At 42.1% G+C, this 24,331-nt stretch carries 28 protein-coding genes and 1 pseudogene; 20 read left to right on the forward strand and 9 right to left on the reverse strand.

Annotation, left to right across the window (positions count from 1 at the left end):
- Positions 1–175: 175 nt before the first annotated feature.
- From IPJ09_09450 to IPJ09_09485, 8 genes are all read left to right on the forward strand, one after another.
- Positions 176–1,105: a mechanosensitive ion channel family protein gene (locus IPJ09_09450; protein ID MBK7371650.1), complete on the forward strand. Its 930-nt coding sequence runs from the start codon at positions 176–178 to the stop codon at positions 1,103–1,105.
- Positions 1,106–1,315: 210 nt separating this feature from the next.
- Positions 1,316–2,377: a sugar phosphate isomerase/epimerase gene (locus tag IPJ09_09455; GenBank protein ID MBK7371651.1), complete on the forward strand. Its 1,062-nt coding sequence runs from the start codon at positions 1,316–1,318 to the stop codon at positions 2,375–2,377.
- A 128-nt stretch (positions 2,378–2,505) separates the two neighbouring features.
- Positions 2,506–2,826 carry an MmcQ/YjbR family DNA-binding protein gene (locus tag IPJ09_09460; protein ID MBK7371652.1) on the forward strand — a complete coding sequence of 107 codons (321 nt, stop codon included), beginning with the start codon at positions 2,506–2,508 and terminating at the stop codon, positions 2,824–2,826.
- A gap of 89 nt (positions 2,827–2,915) precedes the next feature.
- Positions 2,916–3,707, forward strand: a complete 792-nt coding sequence (locus IPJ09_09465; protein MBK7371653.1) for a DUF1835 domain-containing protein — start codon at positions 2,916–2,918, stop codon at positions 3,705–3,707.
- Positions 3,708–3,883: 176 nt separating this feature from the next.
- The gene (locus IPJ09_09470; protein ID MBK7371654.1) at positions 3,884–4,216 is read left to right on the forward strand and encodes a winged helix-turn-helix transcriptional regulator; all 333 of its coding nucleotides are present in this window, start codon (positions 3,884–3,886) and stop codon (positions 4,214–4,216) included.
- A gap of 20 nt (positions 4,217–4,236) precedes the next feature.
- Complete coding sequence (locus IPJ09_09475) at positions 4,237–4,707, forward strand: hypothetical protein (GenBank protein MBK7371655.1); 471 nt, start codon at positions 4,237–4,239, stop codon at positions 4,705–4,707.
- 182 nt (positions 4,708–4,889) lie between these two features.
- Positions 4,890–6,020: an MFS transporter gene (locus tag IPJ09_09480; GenBank protein ID MBK7371656.1), complete on the forward strand. Its 1,131-nt coding sequence runs from the start codon at positions 4,890–4,892 to the stop codon at positions 6,018–6,020.
- Between the two features lie 144 nt (positions 6,021–6,164).
- Positions 6,165–6,818 carry an NAD(P)H-dependent oxidoreductase gene (locus IPJ09_09485; GenBank protein ID MBK7371657.1) on the forward strand — a complete coding sequence of 218 codons (654 nt, stop codon included), beginning with the start codon at positions 6,165–6,167 and terminating at the stop codon, positions 6,816–6,818.
- Positions 6,819–6,882: 64 nt separating this feature from the next.
- On the opposite strand, the gene IPJ09_09490 is transcribed toward IPJ09_09485, so the two are convergent.
- Positions 6,883–7,113, reverse strand: coding sequence for a hypothetical protein (locus IPJ09_09490; GenBank protein ID MBK7371658.1), 231 nt, complete (start codon positions 7,111–7,113; stop codon positions 6,883–6,885).
- A 52-nt stretch (positions 7,114–7,165) separates the two neighbouring features.
- Complete coding sequence (locus IPJ09_09495) at positions 7,166–7,690, reverse strand: DinB family protein (protein ID MBK7371659.1); 525 nt, start codon at positions 7,688–7,690, stop codon at positions 7,166–7,168.
- A gap of 70 nt (positions 7,691–7,760) precedes the next feature.
- Here IPJ09_09495 and IPJ09_09500 point away from each other — a divergent pair, with 70 nt between their 5' ends.
- The 4 genes from IPJ09_09500 (at position 7,761) to IPJ09_09515 (ending at position 9,818) form a co-directional block, all read left to right on the forward strand.
- Entirely contained in the window at positions 7,761–8,717 is a 957-nt protein-coding gene (locus IPJ09_09500; GenBank protein ID MBK7371660.1) for a tetratricopeptide repeat protein, read from the forward strand.
- Between the two features lie 122 nt (positions 8,718–8,839).
- Complete coding sequence (locus tag IPJ09_09505) at positions 8,840–9,358, forward strand: TlpA family protein disulfide reductase (protein MBK7371661.1); 519 nt, start codon at positions 8,840–8,842, stop codon at positions 9,356–9,358.
- Positions 9,359–9,413: 55 nt separating this feature from the next.
- Complete coding sequence (locus tag IPJ09_09510; protein MBK7371662.1) at positions 9,414–9,614, forward strand: dodecin domain-containing protein; 201 nt, start codon at positions 9,414–9,416, stop codon at positions 9,612–9,614.
- Positions 9,615–9,617: 3 nt separating this feature from the next.
- The gene (locus IPJ09_09515; GenBank protein MBK7371663.1) at positions 9,618–9,818 is read left to right on the forward strand and encodes a dodecin domain-containing protein; all 201 of its coding nucleotides are present in this window, start codon (positions 9,618–9,620) and stop codon (positions 9,816–9,818) included.
- Positions 9,819–9,838: 20 nt separating this feature from the next.
- On the opposite strand, the gene IPJ09_09520 is transcribed toward IPJ09_09515, so the two are convergent.
- Positions 9,839–10,318, reverse strand: a complete 480-nt coding sequence (locus tag IPJ09_09520; GenBank protein ID MBK7371664.1) for an RES family NAD+ phosphorylase — start codon at positions 10,316–10,318, stop codon at positions 9,839–9,841.
- A 3-nt stretch (positions 10,319–10,321) separates the two neighbouring features.
- On the reverse strand, positions 10,322–10,867 hold the full coding sequence (locus IPJ09_09525; protein MBK7371665.1) for a DUF2384 domain-containing protein: 546 nt from the start codon (positions 10,865–10,867) through the stop codon (positions 10,322–10,324).
- Between the two features lie 167 nt (positions 10,868–11,034).
- Between IPJ09_09525 and thrS the strand changes: the two are divergent.
- The 3 genes and pseudogenes from thrS (at position 11,035) to IPJ09_09540 (ending at position 14,880) form a co-directional block, all read left to right on the forward strand.
- A pseudogene (thrS, locus tag IPJ09_09530) lies at positions 11,035–12,957 on the forward strand (threonine--tRNA ligase).
- A gap of 41 nt (positions 12,958–12,998) precedes the next feature.
- Positions 12,999–14,507 carry a GH3 auxin-responsive promoter family protein gene (locus tag IPJ09_09535; GenBank protein MBK7371666.1) on the forward strand — a complete coding sequence of 503 codons (1,509 nt, stop codon included), beginning with the start codon at positions 12,999–13,001 and terminating at the stop codon, positions 14,505–14,507.
- Positions 14,508–14,625: 118 nt separating this feature from the next.
- A complete protein-coding gene (locus IPJ09_09540; protein ID MBK7371667.1) occupies positions 14,626–14,880 on the forward strand; it encodes a GlsB/YeaQ/YmgE family stress response membrane protein in 255 nt (84 codons plus the stop codon).
- A 47-nt stretch (positions 14,881–14,927) separates the two neighbouring features.
- Here IPJ09_09540 and IPJ09_09545 read toward each other — a convergent pair whose 3' ends face one another.
- Entirely contained in the window at positions 14,928–15,338 is a 411-nt protein-coding gene (locus tag IPJ09_09545; protein MBK7371668.1) for a CBS domain-containing protein, read from the reverse strand.
- A 188-nt stretch (positions 15,339–15,526) separates the two neighbouring features.
- Between IPJ09_09545 and bamD the strand changes: the two genes are divergently transcribed.
- The 5 genes from bamD to IPJ09_09570 are packed head-to-tail and all read left to right on the forward strand — an operon-like array spanning position 15,527 to position 19,419.
- Positions 15,527–16,369 carry an outer membrane protein assembly factor BamD gene (bamD, locus tag IPJ09_09550; GenBank protein ID MBK7371669.1) on the forward strand — a complete coding sequence of 281 codons (843 nt, stop codon included), beginning with the start codon at positions 15,527–15,529 and terminating at the stop codon, positions 16,367–16,369.
- The gene (locus IPJ09_09555; protein ID MBK7371670.1) at positions 16,329–16,703 is read left to right on the forward strand and encodes a DNA-directed RNA polymerase subunit omega; all 375 of its coding nucleotides are present in this window, start codon (positions 16,329–16,331) and stop codon (positions 16,701–16,703) included. Before bamD ends, IPJ09_09555 begins: the two co-directional genes overlap by 41 nt.
- An 18-nt stretch (positions 16,704–16,721) precedes the next feature.
- Positions 16,722–17,933, forward strand: coding sequence for a bifunctional phosphopantothenoylcysteine decarboxylase/phosphopantothenate--cysteine ligase CoaBC (gene coaBC / locus IPJ09_09560; GenBank protein MBK7371671.1), 1,212 nt, complete (start codon positions 16,722–16,724; stop codon positions 17,931–17,933).
- Positions 17,930–18,829 (forward strand): DUF4835 family protein, encoded by a 900-nt coding sequence (locus IPJ09_09565; protein MBK7371672.1) that lies wholly within the window; start codon positions 17,930–17,932, stop codon positions 18,827–18,829. The genes coaBC and IPJ09_09565 overlap by 4 nt, the downstream gene beginning before the upstream one ends.
- Positions 18,830–18,849: 20 nt before the next feature.
- Complete coding sequence (locus IPJ09_09570) at positions 18,850–19,419, forward strand: phosphoribosylglycinamide formyltransferase (protein ID MBK7371673.1); 570 nt, start codon at positions 18,850–18,852, stop codon at positions 19,417–19,419.
- Here the strand turns inward: IPJ09_09570 and IPJ09_09575 are convergent.
- From IPJ09_09575 to accB, 4 genes are all read right to left on the reverse strand, one after another.
- Complete coding sequence (locus IPJ09_09575) at positions 19,416–20,570, reverse strand: T9SS type A sorting domain-containing protein (protein MBK7371674.1); 1,155 nt, start codon at positions 20,568–20,570, stop codon at positions 19,416–19,418. The genes IPJ09_09570 and IPJ09_09575 overlap by 4 nt on opposite strands.
- Positions 20,571–20,632: 62 nt before the next feature.
- Positions 20,633–22,429 carry an ABC transporter ATP-binding protein gene (locus IPJ09_09580; GenBank protein MBK7371675.1) on the reverse strand — a complete coding sequence of 599 codons (1,797 nt, stop codon included), beginning with the start codon at positions 22,427–22,429 and terminating at the stop codon, positions 20,633–20,635.
- A gap of 42 nt (positions 22,430–22,471) precedes the next feature.
- Positions 22,472–23,818 carry an acetyl-CoA carboxylase biotin carboxylase subunit gene (gene accC / locus IPJ09_09585; GenBank protein MBK7371676.1) on the reverse strand — a complete coding sequence of 449 codons (1,347 nt, stop codon included), beginning with the start codon at positions 23,816–23,818 and terminating at the stop codon, positions 22,472–22,474.
- 18 nt (positions 23,819–23,836) lie between these two features.
- Entirely contained in the window at positions 23,837–24,328 is a 492-nt protein-coding gene (gene accB / locus IPJ09_09590; GenBank protein MBK7371677.1) for an acetyl-CoA carboxylase biotin carboxyl carrier protein, read from the reverse strand.
- Between the last annotated feature and the right edge of the window lie 3 nt (positions 24,329–24,331).

A 24,331-nucleotide genomic window follows, 5' to 3' on the forward strand; every position in this document is an offset into this window, starting at 1 on the left:
TTCGTTGTTTTTTATACTGAATTAAGCAAAGCAAGATGAGCCTCTATACGACTACGCAGCCAAAAAGGTGAACAAAATATTTGTTATCTTTATTTAATCATAGTTAGGTGCTGGCATTTATCATTTCAATTGCCCCATTTCTTCCGGCTTTTAATTCAAAGATGTAATCAGAAATATGTTGGACAATTTCGAAAATTTAAAAAACTGGATGTTGAAAAATCCAACGGCCACTAACTTCCTGGAATATTTAATATGGGTAGTATTGATCGTTTCTCTGATCGCTTTTATCAGACGGTTTCTAAGGAACAAATTTCCTGACTCATCATTGAGATATAAATCGCAAAAAGGAATTGAAATAATCGGATATTTATTTATCATCATTATTACCATTTCTTATTTCACAGGCAGTATTAATGACTTTGGCTTAGCTATTGGGTTATTGACTGCTGGTATCACCATCACTTTGCAAGAATTGATTCTTAGCATTGCCGGATCGTTTTATATTTTCTTTGTAAGGGTATATAAGCCAGGCGATCGAATTGAAATTAATGGCATCAAAGGTGATGTCATCGACATTGACAGTATTTATACGAGTATGATGGAAATAGGAGAATGGGTTTCAAGTGATAATTACAGTGGGCGAATCGTAAAATTGAGCAACTCCTTTGTTTTTAAAGGACCTGTCTATAATTATTCCCAGGACTTTCCTTTTGTTTGGGATGAATTCAATCTTCCTATCAGGTATGGGTCTGATATTGACTTAGCAAAATCTATAGTCATCGAAATAGCCAGCGAAAATCTATCTCAATTCGTAGCCGATTCCAAAGCAGATTGGCAAAAAGTAGTAGACAAGTATTATATTGAAAATGCTCAGGTTGATCCTACACTGGCTATCACCATGACTGATAATTGGATAGAATTCAATCTTCGTTATATCGTGGATTATAAAAAACGCAGATACACCAAACATATTCTCAATGAACTTATTGGCAAAAGATTTCTTGAATCGAATGGAAAAGTCAACTTTGCTTCGACAACTGTCGAAATAGTTCGAATACCTTTAATAGATATAACACAAGACACATCCAGTCACGACAACATTTAAACATTATTAAAAAAGCATAAGAATAAAAAAGACCTAAACAGTCAGACTTTGGTCAAAAAAACCGTTCTCTACTGTCCTGATTGGTTAGTTTCTAGATGTCCGAGTCTCGATTGTTCATAGGGTGCATGGTCAATATTGTGGTTCCATGTCTTTTCACTATTTTAGCTCTCCAAAATATATTTTACCAAAAACAACAAATAAATCATCATTATGAGCAAACTTTCAAATGTCAAAGGACCGGCCATCTTTCTCGCACAGTTTATGGGAGATCAGGCTCCTTTCAACTCTTTGGACACTATCTGCCAATGGGCTGCGGATCTTGGTTATATCGGCATCCAAATTCCCTCCTGGGATGGCAGGCTCATAGACCTTCCGACAGCGGCGACCAGCCAAACCTATTGTGATGATCTAAAAGGTAAAGTAGCCGCTCACGGACTGCAAATCACCGAGCTCTCAACCCACCTCCAAGGTCAATTGGTCGCCGTCAATCCCGCCTATGACGAACTTTTCGATGCCTTCGCACCTGATGAAGTGAAAGGCAATCCCAAAGCCCGCACAGCATGGGCGGTTAAAACATTAAAACAAGCTGCCCACGCCAGCAAGAACCTCGGGCTTAATGCCCATGCGACTTTCTCCGGGGCACTGATATGGCATACCGTATACCCCTGGCCACAGCGACCCAAAGGTCTAGTAGAAGCCGCTTTCAAAGAACTTGCTGCAAGATGGGTACCTATCCTCAATGAATTTGATGCCTGCGGCGTGGACCTGTGCTACGAAATACATCCTGGCGAAGACTTGCATGATGGCATCAGCTTTGAGCGCTTTTTGGCAGCTACCGGCCACCATAAAAGATGCAATATCCTCTATGATCCCAGTCACTTCGTACTCCAGCACCTCGACTATCTACAATACATCGATTTCTATCATCAACATATCAAGATGTTCCATGTCAAAGATGCTGAGCTTAATCCTACAGGTCGATCAGGCGTCTATGGCGGCTATGCTGATTGGGTAGACCGTGCAGGCAGATTCAGATCATTGGGCGACGGACAAGTAGATTTTATGGCGATCTTCTCCAAATTGGCTCAGTATGGCTATGATGGTTGGGCGGTACTCGAATGGGAGTGCTGCATCAAAGACTCTGGCCAGGGAGCTGCCGAAGGCGCACCGTTCATCAGTGATCATATAATAAAAGTGACTGAGCGGGCCTTTGACGACTTTGCAGGAGCAGGGGCTGATGATGCATTTAACTGGAGAGTAATGGGTCTGTGAGGAAGTAGAAAGAAAAAGCAGGTTTTTCATAAAGTAAAATTTAAATGGCCGCCCTTAGACAATTGCTTAATACAGTTAAGCATTTTTTTGGAAGTAATAGGCTGTTTAAATGCTGACCTACACCAAATATGATTGCAGGTGATACTTTTGTAGAATTAGTACTGTCCTTTTCCGGTACAGAACAAAGACCACATTTCGATAGGTTAGGCTTTAGTATCATCGGGAAACGGATGTTTGCTACCTACCTGGCCAAAAACAATACCGCAAACATCTTTTTAACTAAAATAGAGCAAACAGTATTTTGTGAAATGGATCCCCAAAACATCTATCCTGTGCCAAACAAATGGGGGGATAAAGGGGCAACTACTTTTGATCTGAATGGAGTATCACAGGAGATAGTGATGGAGGCACTGATTTCTGCGTATCATGATGTGTTGAGAAAAAAATAAGATTTAACTCTTCAAGGCATACTTTTAGCGTAACATTTTAGCAAATCGCCAAAATAAACTCTGAAAAATTTAAACTTTTTACATAGAGAATGGATCCTACGCTGACTTATCACCTACTGAATGGCGACGCATTAGCTGATAAATTAAACCAATCTTTTCCTCTCAATAATTTTATTATCTGTAGAGAATGCCTGATGGATGGTGTGGTACAAGCACCCACTCTTGAAGCGTTCTGGATCAACCGCGCTGATTTTATTGCAGAAACCTTTCATCTTCCGCAGGCAGAATATTTTGAGAAGGTCGTAAAAGAACTGGACAAACTGGCCAGCATACCTGATCACGCAGAGGTATGCCTATGGTTTGAAAATGATTTGTTTTGCCAGGCCAATATGTGGTTCATGCTGTCAGTTCTTTCTACAAGACCCAATCTGAAAATATATAGAGTGTTCCCAATTATAAAAAACAAAGGAGACTTTTGGAAAGGATTTGGAGTAGACGATACTGAGACCTTGGTCCTCGCCTACTCGTCAAAGATATTGTTTCAACCTGATGACATTGACTTAGGCCAAAATCTCTGGAAGGCATTTAGAAATGGGGACTTATCAAAACTGAAATCTATTTCTCCTACTCCTTCACCTTGTTTTGAGCTATTAGAAGAAGTCTGCCAGGCCCATATTGATCGATTTCCCGTTGGCAACGATTTGCCCAGGCCGGAAAAAATATTGCAAGGTATTATTAAATCCAAGCCAAATGACTTCTATCAAACATTTAATGCATTCTCTGCCATGGCAGGAATTTATGGTTTTGGTGATACCCAGGTAAAAAGGATGTATGACCAACTAATCATTGAAGCCAAAATTTCAGAACGTGATGCAAAGTGATAAAAGTGGCAAATGATTTAATACAAATCAAACTATACCCAGGCAACCCTTATTTGCCTAGCGCGCTTTCTATGCTACACATCTCCAGTCCTTCTGAGTAGATGAGAGTAAATCCAGATAATATTAGACCAAAAAGTCATATATTTATCGTAATATTGCAATATTAAATTAAAGTAATGGGGGCAACCAAGACTGATCATTTTACAGACAAACAAAACAGTATCGCCAATCTTGCTAAAGCGCTTGGTCACCCCGCCAGAGTCGCTATCATCGAATACCTGCTCTCGGTCGATACCTGTATCTGTGGCGATATCGTCAATAAATTGCCATTGGCACAACCTACTGTGTCTCAGCACTTAAAAGAACTAAAAAATGCTGGACTCATCAAAGGAAATATTGAAGGAAATGCTATCTGCTATTGTTTAGACGAAAAAGTGTTTGAAAAATTGAATAGTTATTTTTTAAAGGTCTCCGCCAAAATTGAAAAGAAAAAAAATATTCCTTGTTAAATATCACTTAACCCAATCTTATGAAACTATCAGAAATAAAACATCATTTGAGCACAGCTGAATCTGTAAATTTTAGATTAGCCCATGGCGAGTATGTTCCAGAACATTTCCATGTGACCGAAATAGGCCTGGTGACAAAACATTTTATAGATTGCGGCGGAACTATAAGACTTGAAAAAGTAGTCAACTTCCAACTTTGGGATGCCAACGATTATGACCATCGGTTAAAACCCGGCAAATTGCTGAATATTATAGCACTCTCTGAACAAGCCCTTGAGATCGATGACCTGGAAATCGAAGTGGAATATCAAACAGATACCATTGGAAAATATGGATTGGAATATAATGGTAAAGATTTTGAGCTCATATCAAAACAAACTGCCTGTTTGGCGGATGACCATTGTGGCATACCAGTCAAAACTTCTCAAAGCCAATTTGTTGAATTACAGACGCTATCCCCCGGATGCACACCTGGAGCCGGATGTTGCTAAGCAAAAATATATTTAGCGCTTCATTCCAACTATTGCTGTTTGGAAAAGGCCAGGCACCAGATCAGTAACTGGCTTATTCAACATATATAACTCGGGTGAGCACAGATCCTATCAAGCTTGGTCTAAAAGAAAACTGGCCACAATTCACCATCCTGGTGATCATCAATGCCTTTGTAGGAGGCATGATAGGGATGGAGCGGACGATTATCCCTCAATTTGCCACTATCGAATTTGGAGTGGCTTCTAAGACTGCCCTATTGTCTTTCATCACTGCTTTTGGCTTGACCAAAGCAATTACAAACTATTTCACGGGACGACTGGCCAATCGATTTGGTAGAAAAAATATGTTAGTATCAGGTTGGCTGGTAGCTATACCGATTCCTTTTATATTAATTTATGCCAACCATTGGAACTGGGTTATACTCGCCAATATACTTTTGGGCATAAGTCAGGGCCTTACGTGGAGTAGTACTGTGCTGATGAAAATCGACCTGGTTGGTGAAAAAGACAGGGGACTTGCCATGGGACTCAATGAATTCTCCGGTTATGTCGCAGTAGGGTTGGTGGCATTTCTGTCTGGGTGGATCGCTGACAAATATGGCATCACCCCTTATCCTTTTTATATAGGCATTTTTATTTCTATGGCTGGGTTGCTACTTACGTTAATATTGGTGAAAGATACCCGGGCATTTGTGCAACATGAGAGCTTAACTGACCATACCGGGCCATTACAAAATATTTTTATAGAGACCAGTTTCAAGAACAAAACTTTGAGTGCAGTCACACAAGCAGGCTTGGTCAATAATTTAAACGATGGCATGATCTGGGGATTGCTGCCAGTATTATTATTGTCGCTCCACTTCAATACCAAAGACATTGGAATCCTAGCAGCTATCTATCCTACCATTTGGGGCATCGGACAACTTTTTACAGGTAAAATGTCAGATATCTATTCAAAAAAACGAATGTTGTTCATAGGTATGCTGTTGCAAGGCCTGGCCATTTTAATGATTCCCCAGACCACCTCTTTTATCGGACTCGGTAGTATATCGACTGCACTGGGTCTGGGGACAGCGCTTGTTTACCCTACATTTTTATCGGCCATTGCTCAAGCTACCAGCCCCATACAGCGTGCCGAAAGCATAGGCATCTTTAGATTATGGAGAGACCTGGGCTATGCGATTGGAGCCATCATCTCGGGTGTGACGGCTGATTTATTAGGAATTGAGTATGCCATTTATCTGATCGGCGGACTCACGCTGGTATCAGCTTTGGTCATAAAATCGCGTATGCCTGCTACTCCGCCAGGATAGACTTATCGGCTCCACAACGAAATAAAAAAAGCAGAAGTCATTAAACAACCTGACCTCGTTATTTGTTTACATTGTCCTCAATGGGCTTAAGCTTGCTGCTAAATACAATGAAATAAATTAAATTATCAAACTATGAATGATTCAATGCAGATGACCTCGCCTCCACAACCTTTACGATATCTCGTTTTCTCTGCTTCTTTACGCGAAGATTCACTCAATACCCGCCTGGCCAAATTAGCAGCCGGTGTCATCACCAAAAATGGTGGAATCGTAGATTATGCCACTATGAGTGAGTTTGACAGCCCATCCTTCAATCAAGATTTGGAGGTAAAAGGCATCTATCCGGATCAGGCTGAACGGTTTCGTCAAAGGATAGAGTCCAATGATGCTTTTATCATATCATCTCCTGAATACAATGGATCCCTACCTGGAGTGCTCAAAAATGCAATTGATTGGGTATCAAGGGTCAGACCTCAGCCATTCAATGAAAAAAATGCCCTCTTAATGTCGGCTTCTCCTTCGATGGCAGGTGGCAATCGGGCGCTCTGGTCACTTAGAATGCCATTGGAACACCTCGGTACCAGGGTGTTTCCCAATATGTTTTCCTTGGCGATGGCTCACAAAGCCTTCTCTCCGGAAGGCAATATCGCAGACGAAACCCTACAAAAACGATTTGAAGAAAACCTGGTGGCCTTTATGAGCCTGGTAGAATCATCAAAACACTATCCTTGTATCAAAAAGGCCTGGATAGAGTTTATGGGTGAGAAAACTGATCTGATGGCGGAAAGGACTAACTAGATTTGGTTTCAATTTTTATAAACCTTAGTTGCGAATAAAAACTGCCTATCCTGCTCCCGTCAGACTACGATTGACTTTTCACCGGCAGGACCCAGCGTCTCCAAGCATACCATATCAATGCCATCCAAGGTAATCCATGCATCATTAAATCTCCCCAGTCGAGCCATTGCATGCCATGAGCTCCACCCAGGACCCATCTCAACTTTCCCCAGACATGAGGTTCTGGAAAAAACGGTGCCAACCCCAGGGTGGCACAGGCCAGGAGAATAATCTTAATATCTGGCAGTTTTATCATGATTAAATATAGAATAAAAGACTCATCCTGCTACATATCAGAACATGGCATATCAAACTTTCACCCCATAATTATCCTTCAAACCCTTGATATGATGGCGCTCATGCCCGGCTATCAAAAATGCAAATGCACGAACACTGATCACATTGTTGGCAGCTTTTCCGGTTCGATCTAAAGCTTCTGCAGGCAGATTTTCAAATAAGGTGATACTCGCATTTCTAACTGCTTCGTATTCTTGTATAATGCCCGCTATCGTCCGGTCATTGGCCCTGGAAGGAAGGATATAGTCATCCTGTTCAAACCCGGGCAAAGGAGTCTCATCCGCACGACCAAATCTCAAAGCCCGGTAGGCAAATATTCTTTCGGTGTCCATCACATGCACCCATACTTCCTTGATCGTCCATTTGCCATCCGCATACCGATGATCCCACTGGTCTAGAGAAAGTGAAAGCATCATGTCCCGGGTATCTGTTTTTAACATTTTTAATACTTCCACGGGGTCTGATTCAGGTACCTGGCTGACATATCGTTCAAAATATCCTGCCATTTCATCCTTGTTTGGTCTACGCCATTTCATAATTCTTAGTTTTTGTTGCTGCTAAATTGCAGACCTTTGTCCAATGTTTGGGTATAGACATTTATTTTTTTTGTTAATTCTGGTTCAACTGGCTTGTAAATCAAATAATTCCATTCAAAAAGAAGTCACCCCACAACTTGAATACTTCAATCAACTCATTGAACAGTCCCCTTTTGTGGATAGCTTATATTTTGCGAGGGCTACGTATTACTACGCTCAAAATAGCTATGACGAAGCGATCAAAGATCTTAGCTATGCTATTCGCCTGGATTCCTTGCAGGCAAGATATTTCCATTTGTTGGCAGATTGTTATATGGAGCAAGGCAATTCTTATGAGGGGCTGTCTACGATGGTCAAAGCCGGCATATTGTTTCCAACGCGCATCCCTACCCTGCTTAAATTGAGCGAATATCAAAATCTTCTCAAACAGGAATCCAAATCTCTCGCCACGATCAATCGTATTTTGACATTCAATCCTTTGGAGTCAGAGGCTCATTTTATGGCCGGCATCAATTATCGGGACCTGGGGGATACGGCACAGGCGATCACAAGCTTTAAAAAAGCAACCTCCTACGACGATCACCTCATAGATGCCTGGATCATACTCAGTCAATTAGTACAATTTACAGATCCGGTATATGCCAGGCAATGTATAGAAAACGCCCTGAGGGTCGACTCTACCAATACCCAGACACTCCACAGCTATGCTGAGTTTTTTCATGAGTCCGATCCGCTCCTGGCGCTATCCACCTATCACAAAATCATCCTGCTGGATCCTGCTTACAAAGACGCTTTTCTCAACAGTGGTATTTTGTATTTTTCCATCGACAGTTTTGCTCAGGCGTTGCAACATTTTGATATTGCCTGCCATCAAAGCCCGACCGAGCCGACCTATTATTATTATCGCGGTATAGCCAAAGAGGCTATCAATGACATCGAAGGTGCCCGATCCGATTATAATCAGGCCTTGCAACTGGATGCGAATTATACCGAAGCTAAAAAGGCTTTAGAAAAGCTCGGCCAATAGATGGCCCTCCTCTGCTCAGGAATTGTCCTTAACTTTGGGCTAAATTCTTTTCTACTATGCGTTTAATGTTTCTTTTGGTTGTGGCCGTTTTTTGCAATTGCAAGTCTAAGGAAAATCCTAATTTGACATCGATCGGGAATACGGCAGATCTTACAGTAACCTTGACTTCTCCAATGGAGCCACAGCAAAACCCCACTACTGAATATCCTTACGCAGTCACGGTCAAAGATGACCAAAACAAGGCGCATAGCACAGACCATATTTTGCCCCAACCCGATAAACCAACCGTGATGATGTTTTGGCTGACTACCTGCAATCCTTGTGCAAGAGAATTAAAATCAATCACACAGCATTTTGACCAATGGCAACAAACAGTGCCTTTTCACCTGGTAGCCATGTCAGAAGATCGGGAAGAAAATTACCCTGCTTTTGTCGAAAGAATAGCCAATGAAAAATGGCCTTTCGCCGCTTACTGGGATTTTAGCCGCCAGTTTAAAAGCCTGATGCCTGGCAGCCTGAATGGCTTACCACAAACATTTATTTTTGACAAACACGGCAAAATGACCTGGTCCAAACGTGGCTTTCTTCCTGGTGATGAAGCTATGCTTTTCGAACAAATTAAAGAAGCAGCTAAGTCCTGATCATAAAAAATGTTAACTTAGTGCATGTTGTTTTAATCATTCAAAAACTAATAATATGGCAGTCCTTAAAGTAATCGAAGTGCTCTCCAGCTCCAATAAGAGCTTTGAAGATGCGATTGAAAAAGCAATCAAAAAAGCTGACAAATCCCTAAAAAATATTCGCTCCGCCAATGTACATAACATGAGCGTTTCGGTAGACGGTGGAAAGATAAAAGAATATCGGGTCAATATTAAAATCACCTTTGAACTTACTTAAATTATGGCTACAGTAAAAGTTATCGAGATACTTTCGAGCTCACCCAAATCATGGTCAGATGCTACCGATCAGGCTATTAAAAAAGCCAGTAAATCTATAAGAGATATTCGTTCTGCCAATGTGGAAAACATGAGTGTCACCGTCGAAAATGGCAAAATCAAAGAATATCGGGTCAATTTGAAATTGACTTTTGGTCTGGAGTAATAGTCAACAATAACTCAGCCTTACTTTTTTGTTTGTTTGATCAGTCGTTGATCCAGATTCAGTGTACGGATATTGCTAATATTGACTTCTTTCATCAATGGGTGCATCGGGTTAATGATATAATTATACTCTTCAGGCATGATGGCAGAGGGGACCTGGAGCAACAAAGTCAGGTTTTCCATAAGGAACTGGTCACCCAGTTTTTGAGTGAGTGATTGATTTTCGGGCTGCATCCATAAAGCAGGGAGATCTTTTGTTTCCAATTTGGTCATGCTCTTGGAAGCCTGAACAGATAAACTTAAGATGGCCATTTCGTAGACGCGTTCCTGCAGACTATTTAAATCCAAATGAACCAACACCTCTAACAAGGCGAGCGAACGATATGAAGCAGCGTAAATGGCACGGTGGCCTTCACTATTCCAGCGACCTCCATACAATCGGGCACCTGTGCCAGTCAAATCCCTGGCATACTGCGCCTGGGCTATTCTAAAGCACTCCATATATTAGGAATAAACACCATACTCCAACCTGCCAAGCAACTTGAGCAATAGCTGAATACCAAATGAAGTATCCAAAAACTCAAGGGGTGCCTTGCCACCAAGAGCCAGAATCGGGCTCTGTAACCAACGCTTAAAACCAGCGTGTGACCCGATCACCTCCACGCCACGCTGGGCAAAAGTGGCTATTTCAAGGACTTTTTCAGTTTTATATGAGTCCAATAAATCACTACCATCTTTGCGCGCCAGATTGCGATAGGAGCTGTGCAATAATATAGCAAGCTGCTCAAGCGTGACGCCGAGAAATTTGGACAATGAACTCAGCACATCTTTGGTAAGGCCCTCTCTGGTATGAAAGATTAAGCTTAAATCACTATCACTGTCGAGCTCGGTCGAAATCGCTTTTGATCCTAATATAACACGCAAAGTCGGCGTATCAGTCACGGTAGGCAAGGGACTGTAAGTCGCACTCAGATCTTGGGCCACGAGCCCCTTATCTGGATCAATTTTAGAGGGATTGATGTATGATTTGATTCTTTGTTTTTCTTTCACACAACAAATATATGCCTTTTTGGCAATAAAAAAACCTATATGTCACCTATTCTGCAATTATATTTTTTATTCGAAGACCGATGAATTCTATAAACCGATTATATAAGTGATATCCTATGGCTATTTCTGATTATCAAACTAACTTTGCACCTCTTTTAAGTAAAACTATGATCAATATTACCTTACCCGATGGAGCTGTAAAACAGTATCCAGTTGGAGTGACCGCTTTAGACATAGCCAAATCCATTTCAGAAGGGTTGGCTCGCAATGTATTGTCCGCCAAAGTAAATGGGGAGATTTGGGATTCGACCAGGCCTATCAATACCGATGCAAGTTTGCAACTTTTTACCTGGAATGATAAAGAAGGAAAATCCACATTTTGGCATTCGTCTGCTCATCTTTTGGCTGAAGCCCTGGAGGCATTGCATCCGGGCACCAAGTTTGGTATCGGTCCTCCTATCGAACAAGGATTCTATTATGATATAGACACAGGTGATGAAGTACTTAGTTCATCAGACTTACAAGCAATTGAAAATAAGATGCAGGTACTGGCTCGTCAAAACAATGCCTATCAACGAAAAGAGATCTCTAAAGCCGATGCCATCGCATATTTCAAAGAAAAAAATGATGAATATAAACTCGAGTTATTAGAAGATCTTGAAGACGGTCAGATTACTTTTTATAGCCAGGGCAATTTCACTGACTTGTGCCGTGGACCGCATATTCCGGACACTGGATTTATCAAAGCCGTCAAACTCACTGCCTTGGCTGGTGCTTACTGGCGCGGGGACGAAAAAAGAAAACAACTGACGCGGATCTATGGCATCACCTTTCCCAAGCAAAAAGAACTGACAGAATATCTTACGATGATCGAAGAAGCCAAAAAGCGTGATCATCGTAAACTTGGCGCAGAGCTCGATCTGTTTATGTTTTCGGAGAAAGTAGGTGCAGGGTTGCCTATCTGGCTCCCAAAAGGTACAGCCTTGCGCAATCGGCTTGAAGATTTTCTCAAAGCAGAACAAATCAAACGTGGCTATCAACCGGTTATCACCCCCCATATCGGACGCAAAGAACTATACATCACCTCAGGTCACTATGCCAAATATGGCAAAGACAGCTTCCAGACTATCCATACCCCCAATGAAGAGGAGGAATTTTTCTTGAAGCCTATGAACTGACCACACCACTGTGAGATCTTCGGCTACAAACCCAGATCCTACAAAGAACTTCCCATTCGGATTGCAGAATTTGGTACAGTCTATCGATATGAGCAAAGTGGTGAATTACACGGTTTGACCCGAGTCCGGGGTTTTACTCAGGATGACGCTCATTTATTCTGTACAGCTGAGCAGTTAAAGCAAGAATTCATTGGAGTGATCGATTTGACAAAGTTTGTTTTGAATAAATTAGGCTTCGACAAGTTTACAGCTCAGATTTCATTGAGAGATCCCCAAAATAAAGAAAAATATATTGGGACTGATGAAAACTGGGATAAAGCAGAGGCTGCAATTATAGAAGCAGCTGCTGAGGTAGGTCTGCCCACCGTAACTGAATTGGGTGAAGCAGCTTTCTATGGTCCTAAACTTGACTTTATGGTCAAAGATGCCATTGGTAGAAACTGGCAGCTCGGCACCATCCAGGTGGATTATAATCTGCCCGAACGATTCGAACTGGAATATATCGGTGCTGACAATACCAGTCACAGACCGGTGATGATCCATCGTGCACCATTCGGCAGCATGGAGCGCTTTGTTGGTGTGTTGATAGAGCATTGTGGTGGCAATTTCCCGCTTTGGTTGACTCCGGAACAATATGTGATTCTCCCGATCAGCGACCGTTTCAATGCACACTGTCATGAGATCAAAGATCAATTGGCAGCTGCTGGACTACGCGGATCAGTCGACGATCGCAGCGAAACCATTGGTAAAAAAATCAGGGACAATGAATTAAAAAAGATTCCATTCATCCTCATCGTCGGTGAAAAAGAAGTGGCCAACCACAATGTCTCCCTACGTGAACATGGTAAAGGTGATCAGGGCAGCCTCACTATAGTGGAATTTGCAGATAAAATAAATAGCCTGGTGGCATAAATTCCAGCTTATCAGGCCAGATTGAATAAATTTACGCTGTGATGTCTGCATGGAAATCTACCCTCGTAAAACCCTTTGGTCATTGGATACACCGATCTGTCACTTCCATGGCATCCAATGCCTTGAAGGATCAACAAAAGATATTTGACCAACTGCTCCATAAAGCTGCCAACACTGCTTTTGGAAAAGACCATCGATTTCAACATATTAAATCATATGACCAGTTTAAGGATGAGGTACCGATTCGGGACTATGAAGGCATCAAAACCTATATCCACCGGATCAAAGATGGTGAGCAGGATGTACTTTGGCCAGGCAAACCCCTCTATTTCGCTAAGACCTCCGGCACTACCTCCGGAATCAAATACATTCCACTCACCAGGGAGAGCATGCCCTTCCATTTTACTACAGCACGCAATGCAGTGATGAATTATGCCAGTCAATTCAATGATTTTTCCTACCTGGATGGCAAACTTATATTTCTGTCAGGCAGCCCTGAGACATCGATGGCTGGGGAGATCAAGGCAGGACGATTATCAGGCCTGGTTAATCTGCATATCCCGTCCTTGTTTAAAAAAAGTCAATTGCCTTCTTTTGCCACCAATTGTATAGAAGACTGGGACACCAAGGTCGAACGCATCATCGATGAATGTATCGGCCAGGATCTTCGTTTGATCAGCGGTATCCCTCCATGGGTGCAGATGTTTGCAGAAAAGATTTTAGCCAGAACCGGCCGAAACCATATGCTTGATGTTTTTCCTAACCTTAAGATGCTGGTCAGCGGAGGTGTCAATTTTGCCCCTTATAAAAGTCATTATTCCAGGTTGTTTGGTCCGGATATGCCTAGAGTAGATACCTACCCTGCTTCAGAAGGGTTTATAGGGTTTCAATATAGTCAAGCTGACGCAGCTTTATTATTAAACACACAGGGTGGTATATTTTTTGAGTTCGTCACCCCGGATGAATTATTAAAAGACCATCCCCAGCGACTCAAACTCTCAGAGGTACAGCCAGGAGTGACCTATGCCATCTTATTGTCTACCAATGCCGGAATGTGGGCATACAATATCGGGGATACCATCGAGTTTGTCAGCCTGGATCCTTATCTATTCATAATTAATGGGCGCATCAGCCAATACATTTCAGCCTTTGGGGAGCATGTGATTGAAAAAGAAGTGGAGTCTGCTTTGCTGCAAACCTGTGAAAAACACCTATGCTCAGTCAATGAATTTACTGTTGCACCACAGGTGAGTCCTCAGGATGGAGGGAAGCCTTACCACGAGTGGTTTATCGATTTTGAACATCACCCACAGAACCTGACCACCTTCGTCAGTGATCTTGACACCGCCATGCGCCAGCAAAATATCTATTATGATGATTTGATAGTAGGGCATATTTTACAACCCATCCAATTAAATGTCATGCGATCGCTTGCTTTTAGGGATTATATGCGGGAAGTCGGCCTTTTAGGAGGTCAGAACAAAATCCCCCATTTGCGCAATGATCGGAAACTGGCTGATGGTCTGATCAAATACATTTTGAGAAGTTAAGGGTAATCCCCTATAGTCCTTCCTTGGATCCCCACTATTATTTGGATTAAAATGCTAAAATGTGCTGGCATTTGATTAGATTTAGCAATCTTTTAATCAATCATTTAACTAATTTAAAATGAATAATTTATCCTGGCTTTATCCCATCATTATTGGCGCAGTGGCTGGATGGCTCGCTGGCCTGATCAAATCTGGCTACGGTTTTGGCCTTCTGGGTAATATTGTAATAGGCATTATAGGCAGTTATATTGGCGGGTGGCTTTTTGGGGCATTAGGGTTGTCTCTCGGAGGTGGATTATTGGGGACTATACTGACTGCAGTGATCGGAGCTTTGGTATTGCTTTGGATCATAGGCTTGGTCAAGCGCGCCTGAGCTTAACCTACATCAATAATGGAATACCGGTCGCAAGGGCAGCTTTTTTATACCAAAGCCCTTAATATATCCACCGGAGTAACCATGCCTACTAATTCGTCACCTTTTACCACAGGTAGACAATGAAAATTATTATTTAAAAATATATCAATAGCAACCTCGATTCTATCATCAGGTTCAAGTTTGCCCAAGCGTGTACGCATCACATTTTTGGCTTTGATCCAGGTGGTATCAAACACGGCGGCTTCCAGGCTCCCTAGTTCAATCACCGACGGATCGATCAAAAATGAAATATCCGAAAGACTGATCAAACCAATCAATTTCTTGTACTGCACCACCGGAATGTGATGAAAATCATAAAGATTGAATATTTCTTTGATCCGCTCCAGGCTATCCTCTTCAGAAACGGTGATCAGTTCTTTTTTCATTAAAGTCGATACGCTTGCTTTTAAATCCATGTTTTATAGTTTATCCGGTAAATCTAATCTTTACTCCATCTTAATCAAAATGATCTAAGGCATTAATTAATCTGATCACGATCAAACTTGTATTTTTAACATATTGGTAAAGATAAACTACAGAAATTCAAGCCACTGTGAGTAGAAAATATCGTTTTAAATGTGAAATAATCGTAAATTTGCCGCCCATGTTTAAATCCTTTATCCGGGTACTGTTGGTTTTTTGTGTTGCTCTGACCATTTCGTGTAAAAGCGAGTTTGAAAAAATCAGGACCAGCAATGACACTGATACCATGTATAAGAAAGCAGTGGAGTATTTTGAAAACAAAGAATACTCCAAAACTCAAACACTTTTTGAATTGATAGTCAGCTCTTTCCGCGGCAAAAAAGAATTTGAGCAACTCAATTATATGTTTGCTTATACCTATTATTATCAAAAGGATTATACACTTGCAGCTTCTGCTTTCAAAAACTTTGCTACCACCTTCGTCTATAGTCCCTACAAGGAGGAGATGGAGTATATGCACGCCTACTCTTTGTACTTACAATCGCCCAATTTTAGATTAGATCAGGAGCCATCCACAAAAGCGATGGATGCGCTGCAGACATTTGTCAATACTTACCCCACTACTGACAGAGCCAAAGAATGCAACAAACTGATCGAGGGCCTGAGGAAAAAACTGGAGACCAAAGCATTTAGCCAGGGTGAGCAATATTATAATATGGGACAATATCAGGCGGCTATAACCACATTCAGCAATGTGCTCAAAGATTATCCTGATAGTAAAGATGTGGAGCAGATTCGTTTTCTTATCTGCAAATCAAGCTTCTTATATGCTGAAAAAAGCATCTTTGAAAAGAAAGAGGACCGGTACAATGACTGTATTACTTTCTCCAGCCTTTTTATATCTAAGTTTCCTAAAAGTACCAACAAGCAGGAAGTGCAGGACTATATTCAAATTTCTAAAAGTAAATTAAAACAATTAAAAAATGTCGGACATCAAAAACAAAGTGCAGGGAGTGGATCCTAATGTAAGAGCCCGGGATATAAAAGCCATGGCAGAAAAGACTGGCAATTTGTATGAGACGATCAGTATCATTTCAAAGCGAGCCAATCAATTAAACATGGAGATAAAAAAAGAACTCCATTTTAAATTGGAAGAATTTGCTGTCAGTTCAGATACCATTGAAGAAGTACATGAAAACAAAGAGCAAATCGAGATTTCAAAATTCTACGAAAAACTTCCTAATTCTGCCATCCTCGCAACGGAGGAATTTCTTGAAGGTGCTCTCAACTATCGTTACGCTGACCTGCCTAGCCGTGAAGATATAGCTGGCCTAGCTGAAGGTAGTTATAAAGAATAATCTTAACCCATCCTCCCCATGGGTGATCTGTCAGGTAAAAAAATACTGCTTGGTGTCAGTGGAAGTATAGCTGCTTATAAATCTGTATTTTTGGTAAGGTCCCTGCAAAAACAGGGAGCCGAAGTCAGGGTAGTCATGACCGCCAAGGCCATTACTTTTGTGACACCACTTACTTTTGAAGCCATCACCCACCACCCTGTTTATTGGAATACTTCTGATCAACAGTCCTGGAACAATCATATCGAATTAAGTTTATGGGCTGATGCCTTCCTGATAGCACCGGCTACTGCCAATACTATTGCCAAAATAGCCCATGGTATGGCTGAAGATATGCTGACTGCCTGCCACCTGGCTGCCAGATGCCCTGTGATCGTGGCGCCTTCGATGGATATGGACATGTGGCATCATGCCGCCACAAAGCAAAATGTAAAGACCCTTACAGAACGTGAGGTAAAGATCGTCCCGGTAGGAGATGGCTACCTGGCCAGTGGCTTGACTGGTGAAGGCCGAATGGCAGAACCAGAGGAGATCGTAGCCTATTTGGCAACATACATTTTCAAAAAATCCTCCTCCTTCTCAAAAAAGCATGTTCTGATCACGGCTGGTCCCACCTATGAATCCATAGACCCTGTCCGCTACATCGGCAATGCTAGTTCAGGCAAAATGGGAATAGCCCTGGCGGATTCAATGGCTGATCAGGGCGCGCAGGTGACCCTCGTATTAGGTCCTTCTTCGTTAATGCCTGCTTCTCCTCGCGTAGAGGTGATTCGAGTCAGGTCCGCACTGGACATGTTACATGCTACTTCTACACATCATGCTACCGCAGACATCTGTATTTTCGCCGCCGCCGTAGCAGACTATAGACCTGTCACCACCGCCAGGGAAAAAATTAAGAAAACAGGCAATGAACTTGATCTTAAACTCATTAAAAATCCTGATATCGCTTATGAGCTTGGCAAGGTCAAAAACCCCGATCAAATTCATGTGGGCTTTGCGTTAGAAAGTACCTCAGGAGAAGCCTATGCAAAAGCAAAGCTTAAAAAGAAAAATTTTGATATGGTGGTGCTCAATTCACTTTTAGATCCGGGAGCTGGATTTGGTGGTGACACAAATAAAACCACCTTCTTTTTCAAAAACAATAAATCCAGAAAATTTAAGTTAAAAGCTAAATCAGCAGTAGCGGAGGATATACTCCAGGCCATCCTTACCTTATTAAATGAAAAAAAATGAAATTAAAATCTTTTCTGGCAATAATTTTAATGGTTTGTGGCCTGGCAGGACATTCCCAGGAGTTTAGCGCACAGTTCAAAGTCAATACGCCCAAACTCCAGACCACTGATCCAAAAGTATTCAGGAGTCTCGAAGACGACGCAAAAAAATTTATAAATAGCAGGGCGTGGACAAACGATAAATATCAATTGCATGAGCGGATCAAGTGCAATTTTATACTTACCATTCGCGAGGAAGTCAATGGATCTACTTTCAAAGCCGACTTGACCGTGTCTGCCTCCAGGCCCACTTTTGGCAGCACCTACGAAACGACCATCCTCAATTATATGGATCGTAACGTGGTCTTCAATTACGAACCAAACAGGCCTTTAAACTATGTGCAGAATGCTTTTTCTGATCGATTGACCGCTTTACTGGCTTTTTATGCTCATCTGATCCTTGGACTTGACTATGATAGCTTCGCTACCAATGGCGGCAATGATTATTTATTGATTTGTCAAAATATAGTAAATACCATACCCAGCACGATGTCTGGAGAAGGGTGGCTACCCGGTGACGACAATCGCAATAGATACTGGCTCTTGGAAAACATCATGAGCCCCAGATTAAGGTCTATGCGCACCGCCTGGTACGCTTATCATCGTCAAGGGCTGGACATCATGTCTCAGAATAGTACTGAAGGTCGGGCAGCAATAGCCAAAGCACTGGAGACCATCGATATTGCCAAAAGAAATTATCCCACCTCACTATGGATACAAATATTCGTAGATGAAAAATCGACCGAGATCGTGGAGATCTTTAAGAAGGGAGATAAACCTCAACAACAGAGCATTCATAATATACTCAGCAGGTTAGACCCATCTTCAGCCTCTAAATTTAAGCCTTTGCTGCAATAGGTACCTCCTCTCACCCATCCATGAAATCAATAGCCATATTTGCCTCAGGCAAAGGAAGCAATGCTAAAAAAATCATCGACCATTTTAAACTGCATCCTACTATAAAAATAGGACTTATCGTGTCCAGCCATAAAGAAGCTGGCGTATTGGACATAGCCAAATCAGCAGGTATACCCTACCTGGTGCTGGATCGAAAATCATATTATGGATCAGGAGAAAGCCTACTAAAGAAGCTCAAAGAACATGCCATCTACGGCATCGTTTTGGCTGGTTTTTTATGGTTAGTGCCGGAATATTTAATAGCCAGGTTTGATAAAAAAATAATCAATATCCACCCTGCTTTATTGCCTAAATACGGCGGTAAAGGCATGTATGGCATGCATGTGCATGAGGCAGTATGGAAAAACGAGGAGCGATATACCGGCATCACGATCCATGAAGTCAATCAACGATTTGATGAAGGCCGCATCATCTTTCAGGCAAAATGTGAAGTGGATAAATTAGACACGCCTATCGACATCGCCGGTAAAGTACACCTACTGGAGTATGAACACTATCCTACTGTGATTGAGGCTTATTTTAAAGCCTAAGACTTGATCACCAATAATCTTTTGGTCGAAATCACGTGATTTTTATCCTGTTCCAGCGCTATGAAATATGTGCCTTTGGACAATGCAGTGAGATCCAAATCAAATGTTTTATTCGCTTCGAGATAGTAGTTTTCTCGCTTAATTTCGGTCCCCACTAAATTGACAATCCTCAGCGTGTACAATCCTGCTGCAGGTATATTGAGTTCACATCGAAGCGTACCCACCGTATAAGGGTTAGGAAAGAAGTATAATCCTGAGTTAAAATCCTGGATGATCGTCAAATCTTTAAATGTATCTGGTGCCTTATAGATGATACGATCAGGCTCTGTGAGCGATTTGTAAAAAATGGTGGCCACATGCTCTTGAGTGGCTTGAGTATAAAAAGATGATTTTCTAATCGTATCTGATTTAAACAAGGAAGGATATCTTACAAACCTGGTGATATTCTGCCAGTCCAGATTGGATTTGCGGGTCTCGAGTATGGTCGTTAACACGATGAGTTTGTGATATAGAATCGTGTTGTTTCTTTCCAGATTGAGATCAAGCGTGATGTCTTTAAAGCTTATAGTTCTTTCTTCAATTGAGGTGATGACCCTGACCGAATCCGGAGGATAAGGCAGCTGACTTTTTAAGGAGGGTGGCAGGTTGGTCAAATCGATCTGGTAGATTAGTTTATTGGATAGCAAAGTCGGTTGGTGATCCGGTGCGGTCTCCAGGGGTCTATAAATTCTTGGTGTTATATATTTTCCGTAGTACTGATGACCATCACCAAACAGATCTATACGATCCAATCCAAATGACGATACTGAGTCTCCTCCAATCTTTAAATACTCTACTGCATTTTTCCCGATAGCGATAGTGCCTGTCGACCCAAAAAACAGGCTTGAGGGTTCCTCCACTTGATTGACCACAGTCTTTCGGATATAAGGCGCTTTGACTCCATTAAGGTCCCACTTAGTGCTATCGCTGCCAAAATTGTCACAGCGTACACCTTTGGGTAAAAAATCAGTCATGTATAACAAAGTATCATTAGGAAAGGGGACCATATATTCATTGCCAATGTTTTGGCCCAGGACGATCATATTGCCCAGGCATACATGGAGTACCCCTATCAAAAGCCATTTAATTTTATTGCTTATAATCACCTTCATTCCGGACAATAATTTAAGACAAATATAAGCTAACAGAAAAAACGAATATGCTTAACACAGCGTCAGACTTGCTGTTCGAGCATTTTATGATATACTCCGCCTTGCGTTATGAGTTCATTGTGGGTGCCTACCTGCGCAATTGCCCCATCCTCCAGGACGACGATGAGATCTGCTTGCTTGATCGTATTGAGCCTATGTGCGATCACGATGGCCGTTTTATCAGGCAGTACTTTATCCAGGGCATTTTGAATGAGCTTTTCTGATTCCGAATCGAGAGCAGAAGTAGCTTCATCCAAAATGAGCAATGGTGACTTCCTCAGCAAAGCCCTGGCCAGGGTGAGCCGTTGCCTTTGACCTCCTGAGAGTTTTTGACCCCGATCACCGATCTGAGATGCATACCCACCTGGTGCGTGTCCTATAAATTCTGCGGCATGTGCTACCTGGGCAAACTCCCTGATCTCGTCAGAAGGCGCCTCACTACCGAACCTGATATTGTCCTCAATCGACCCATGAAACAGGATCGCTTCCTGAGTCACGATAGCAAACATTTGTCGGAGCGCACTCAAATCCATTGATTTTATATTGACTCCATCGATCAAGATCTCACCTTCAGTTACATCGTAAAACCTCGGGAGCAAATCTACCATAGTGCTTTTGCCGGATCCCGATCTACCGACCAGTGCAACAGTTTTGCCTTTTGGTATCTCCAGATTGATATTTCTCAACACCCATGATTGATCTTGCTGGTATCTAAACGAAACATTTTTAAATTGTATAGCGTGGTTAAACCCATTAGGTACGATAGGGTTGGACTGGTTTTGAATATCATTCGGAGTATTCAGTACCTGCTCTATCCGGTTGAGTGCTGCACTCGCTTTCTGAAGATTAAACCATGCCTGGGATAAAGCTTTGCTGGGATCGATTACACTGTAGAATGCAAAAATGAAGGTTAAAAATATTTCAGGTGAGATTTGATGGGCAAATACTTGTTTGCTGCCTACATATAACAAAACGATCACTGCGGTCACCCCTAAAAACTCAGACAAGGGTGATGCCAAATCCCTACGCTTGAGCATATTCCAACTCATGACCCGATACCCATCATTTTCCTTTTTAAACCTGTTCATCATAAAGGGTTCGGCATTAAATCCTTTGATGATCCTCACACCACCGATAGTCTCCTCCAGCGTACTATTGACCAATCCTAGTTGATCTTGAGCTTCCTGCGATTGTTTTTTTAGTCTGCGGGAGACACCTCCGATGAGATATCCGATCACGATCATCAGCAAAAAAACTATACCTGTCAAAGCTGGGCTGACATAGATCATAAAGGCCAGGCTACCTATTAATATGATAGGCTCCCTAAATAAGGCTTCTACCGTTGTGATCACAGACCATTCTATTTCCGTCACATCATTGGTCATTCTCGACATAAGATCACCTTTTCTTTCGTTGCTAAAATAGGTGAGCGGCAGCTGCAGTATTTTGTCATACAGCTTTTCGCGGATGTCGCGGATGATCCCAGTACGCAAAGGACTCATCATATACTGCGATAGATATTTGAAGAGATTTTTAAAAAAAGTCGCCAGGAGGATAAAGAGACATACATACACCAATGCTGCCGGTTTGCCCTGGGTCAGAATCATATTGCCAAAAAAAGATTTTATTTCCTGGAGGATTCCGGGAGCACTCACGGAGGTTGTAGACGCTTGTGTATCAAACAATATTTGAAAAAATGGAATAAATGCCGGTATGGTCACTACAGTAAATATTGCCAACAACAAATTGAACAAAGCAGCCAGTACCAGCCTGGACTTATACGGCTTGATGTATACAAATAGTTTGACCAGTGTCTCCATATCTTATAGCCTTGCAGGCGCGATGAGCCTGGCACCCCCAGATCATTTGAGATTCTTAAAGTCCCAATTGTTTAAAAAACCTGTATTATAATTACCCTTTTTAAAATCTTCATTATCCATGAGTAATTGGTGGAAAGGTACTGTAGTTTTTACCCCTTCGACGATAAATTCATCAAGTGCTCTGTCCATTTTGGCCAATACTTCCTCACGGGTATGCGCACGGCAGATCAACTTGGCTATCATGGAATCATAATAGGGTGGTACAGTATATCCGGCATACGCATGGGTATCTACCCTCACTCCATGTCCTTTAGGTGTATGGAATGAGGTGATCTTACCAGGGCTAGGTCTGAAATCATTAAATGGATCTTCTGCATTGATGCGACATTCCATCGCCCACATCTTTGGAAAATAAGATTTACCTGAGAGCTTGATGCCTGCGGCTACTTTGATTTGTTCTTTGATGAGATCATGGTCTATCACTTCCTCCGTCACCGGATGTTCTACCTGGATGCGGGTATTCATTTCCATAAAATAGAAGTTCTGATATTTATCGACCAGAAATTCTATGGTGCCCACTCCTTCATAATTGATGGCTTTGCCGGCGGCAATGGCAGCTTCTCCCATTTTTTTCCTCAACTTATCAGTCATAAATGGAGAGGGAGATTCTTCTACCAATTTCTGATGTCGTCGCTGGATAGAGCAATCCCTTTCTGAGAGATGGATGACATTACCAAATTGATCGCCGATGATCTGAAACTCAATATGCCTTGGTTCTTCAATAAATTTTTCGATATAGATCCCATCATTGCCAAAGGCTGCTTTGGCTTCATTGCGGGCGACATTCCACATATTCTCCAGATCAGACTCTTCCCAAACTACCCGCATGCCTTTGCCACCACCCCCTGCAGTCGCTTTGAGTATGACCGGGTAACCAATATCTTTCGCAAGCTTACCGGCTTGTTTCAAATCTTTGAGCAAGCCATCACTGCCGGGCACTACAGGCACTTTCGACTTGATCATAGTTTCTTTAGCTGTGATCTTGTCCCCCATCGACCTTATCTGGTCCGGGGTAGGACCTATGAATTTGATCCCATAATCGGTGCAGACTTCTGCAAATCTTGCATTTTCGGCCAAAAATCCATATCCCGGATGTACAGCATCGGCATTAGTGATTTCTACTGCTGATATGATCTTGGGGATACTAAGATATGATTCGCTGCTGGCCGGTGGTCCGATGCAAACCGCTTCATCTGCAAATCTCACGTGCAGACTATCCCGATCGGCTGTAGAATATACTGCCACGGTCTTAATCCCCATTTCTTTGCAAGTTCTAATCACCCGGAGTGCTATTTCGCCCCGGTTGGCTATCAATATTTTATTGAACATATGAAGCTGGCTGTGGCATTATGCCGGTTCTACCAAAAATAATACCTGATCATATTCTACTGGAGCAGCATCTTCTACCAGGATTTTAACTATAGTACCTGAGATCTCACTTTCAATCTCATTGAATAATTTCATTGCTTCGATCATACATACAACCTGACCGGTCTCCACCTTGTCTCCGACTTTTATATATGGAGCTTTGTCTGGTGAAGGTGACCTATAAAATGTACCCACCATAGGGCTCTTGATCTCTACATAGTTATTGGAAACCTCTGGCGTACTTGGTGCTGCTGCCGGGCTGGTACTTTTCGTATCTTGTTGAGCTGGTGGAGCCTGAGTGGTAGCTGCCGGAGCCATGACCATCGGGCTGGGTGCAGATGCGTAGGTGATAGTATCTCTGGCCATATCTGTTCGGAGTACCAGCTCAAAATCACCTTTTTTCATTTTAAGCTCAGCCAGGCCTGATTTACTCATCATCCTGATAAGTTCCTGAATTTCTTTAAGCTCCATATG

The organism is Saprospiraceae bacterium (genome assembly GCA_016709995.1).
Lineage (GTDB): Bacteria > Bacteroidota > Bacteroidia > Chitinophagales > Saprospiraceae > JADJLQ01.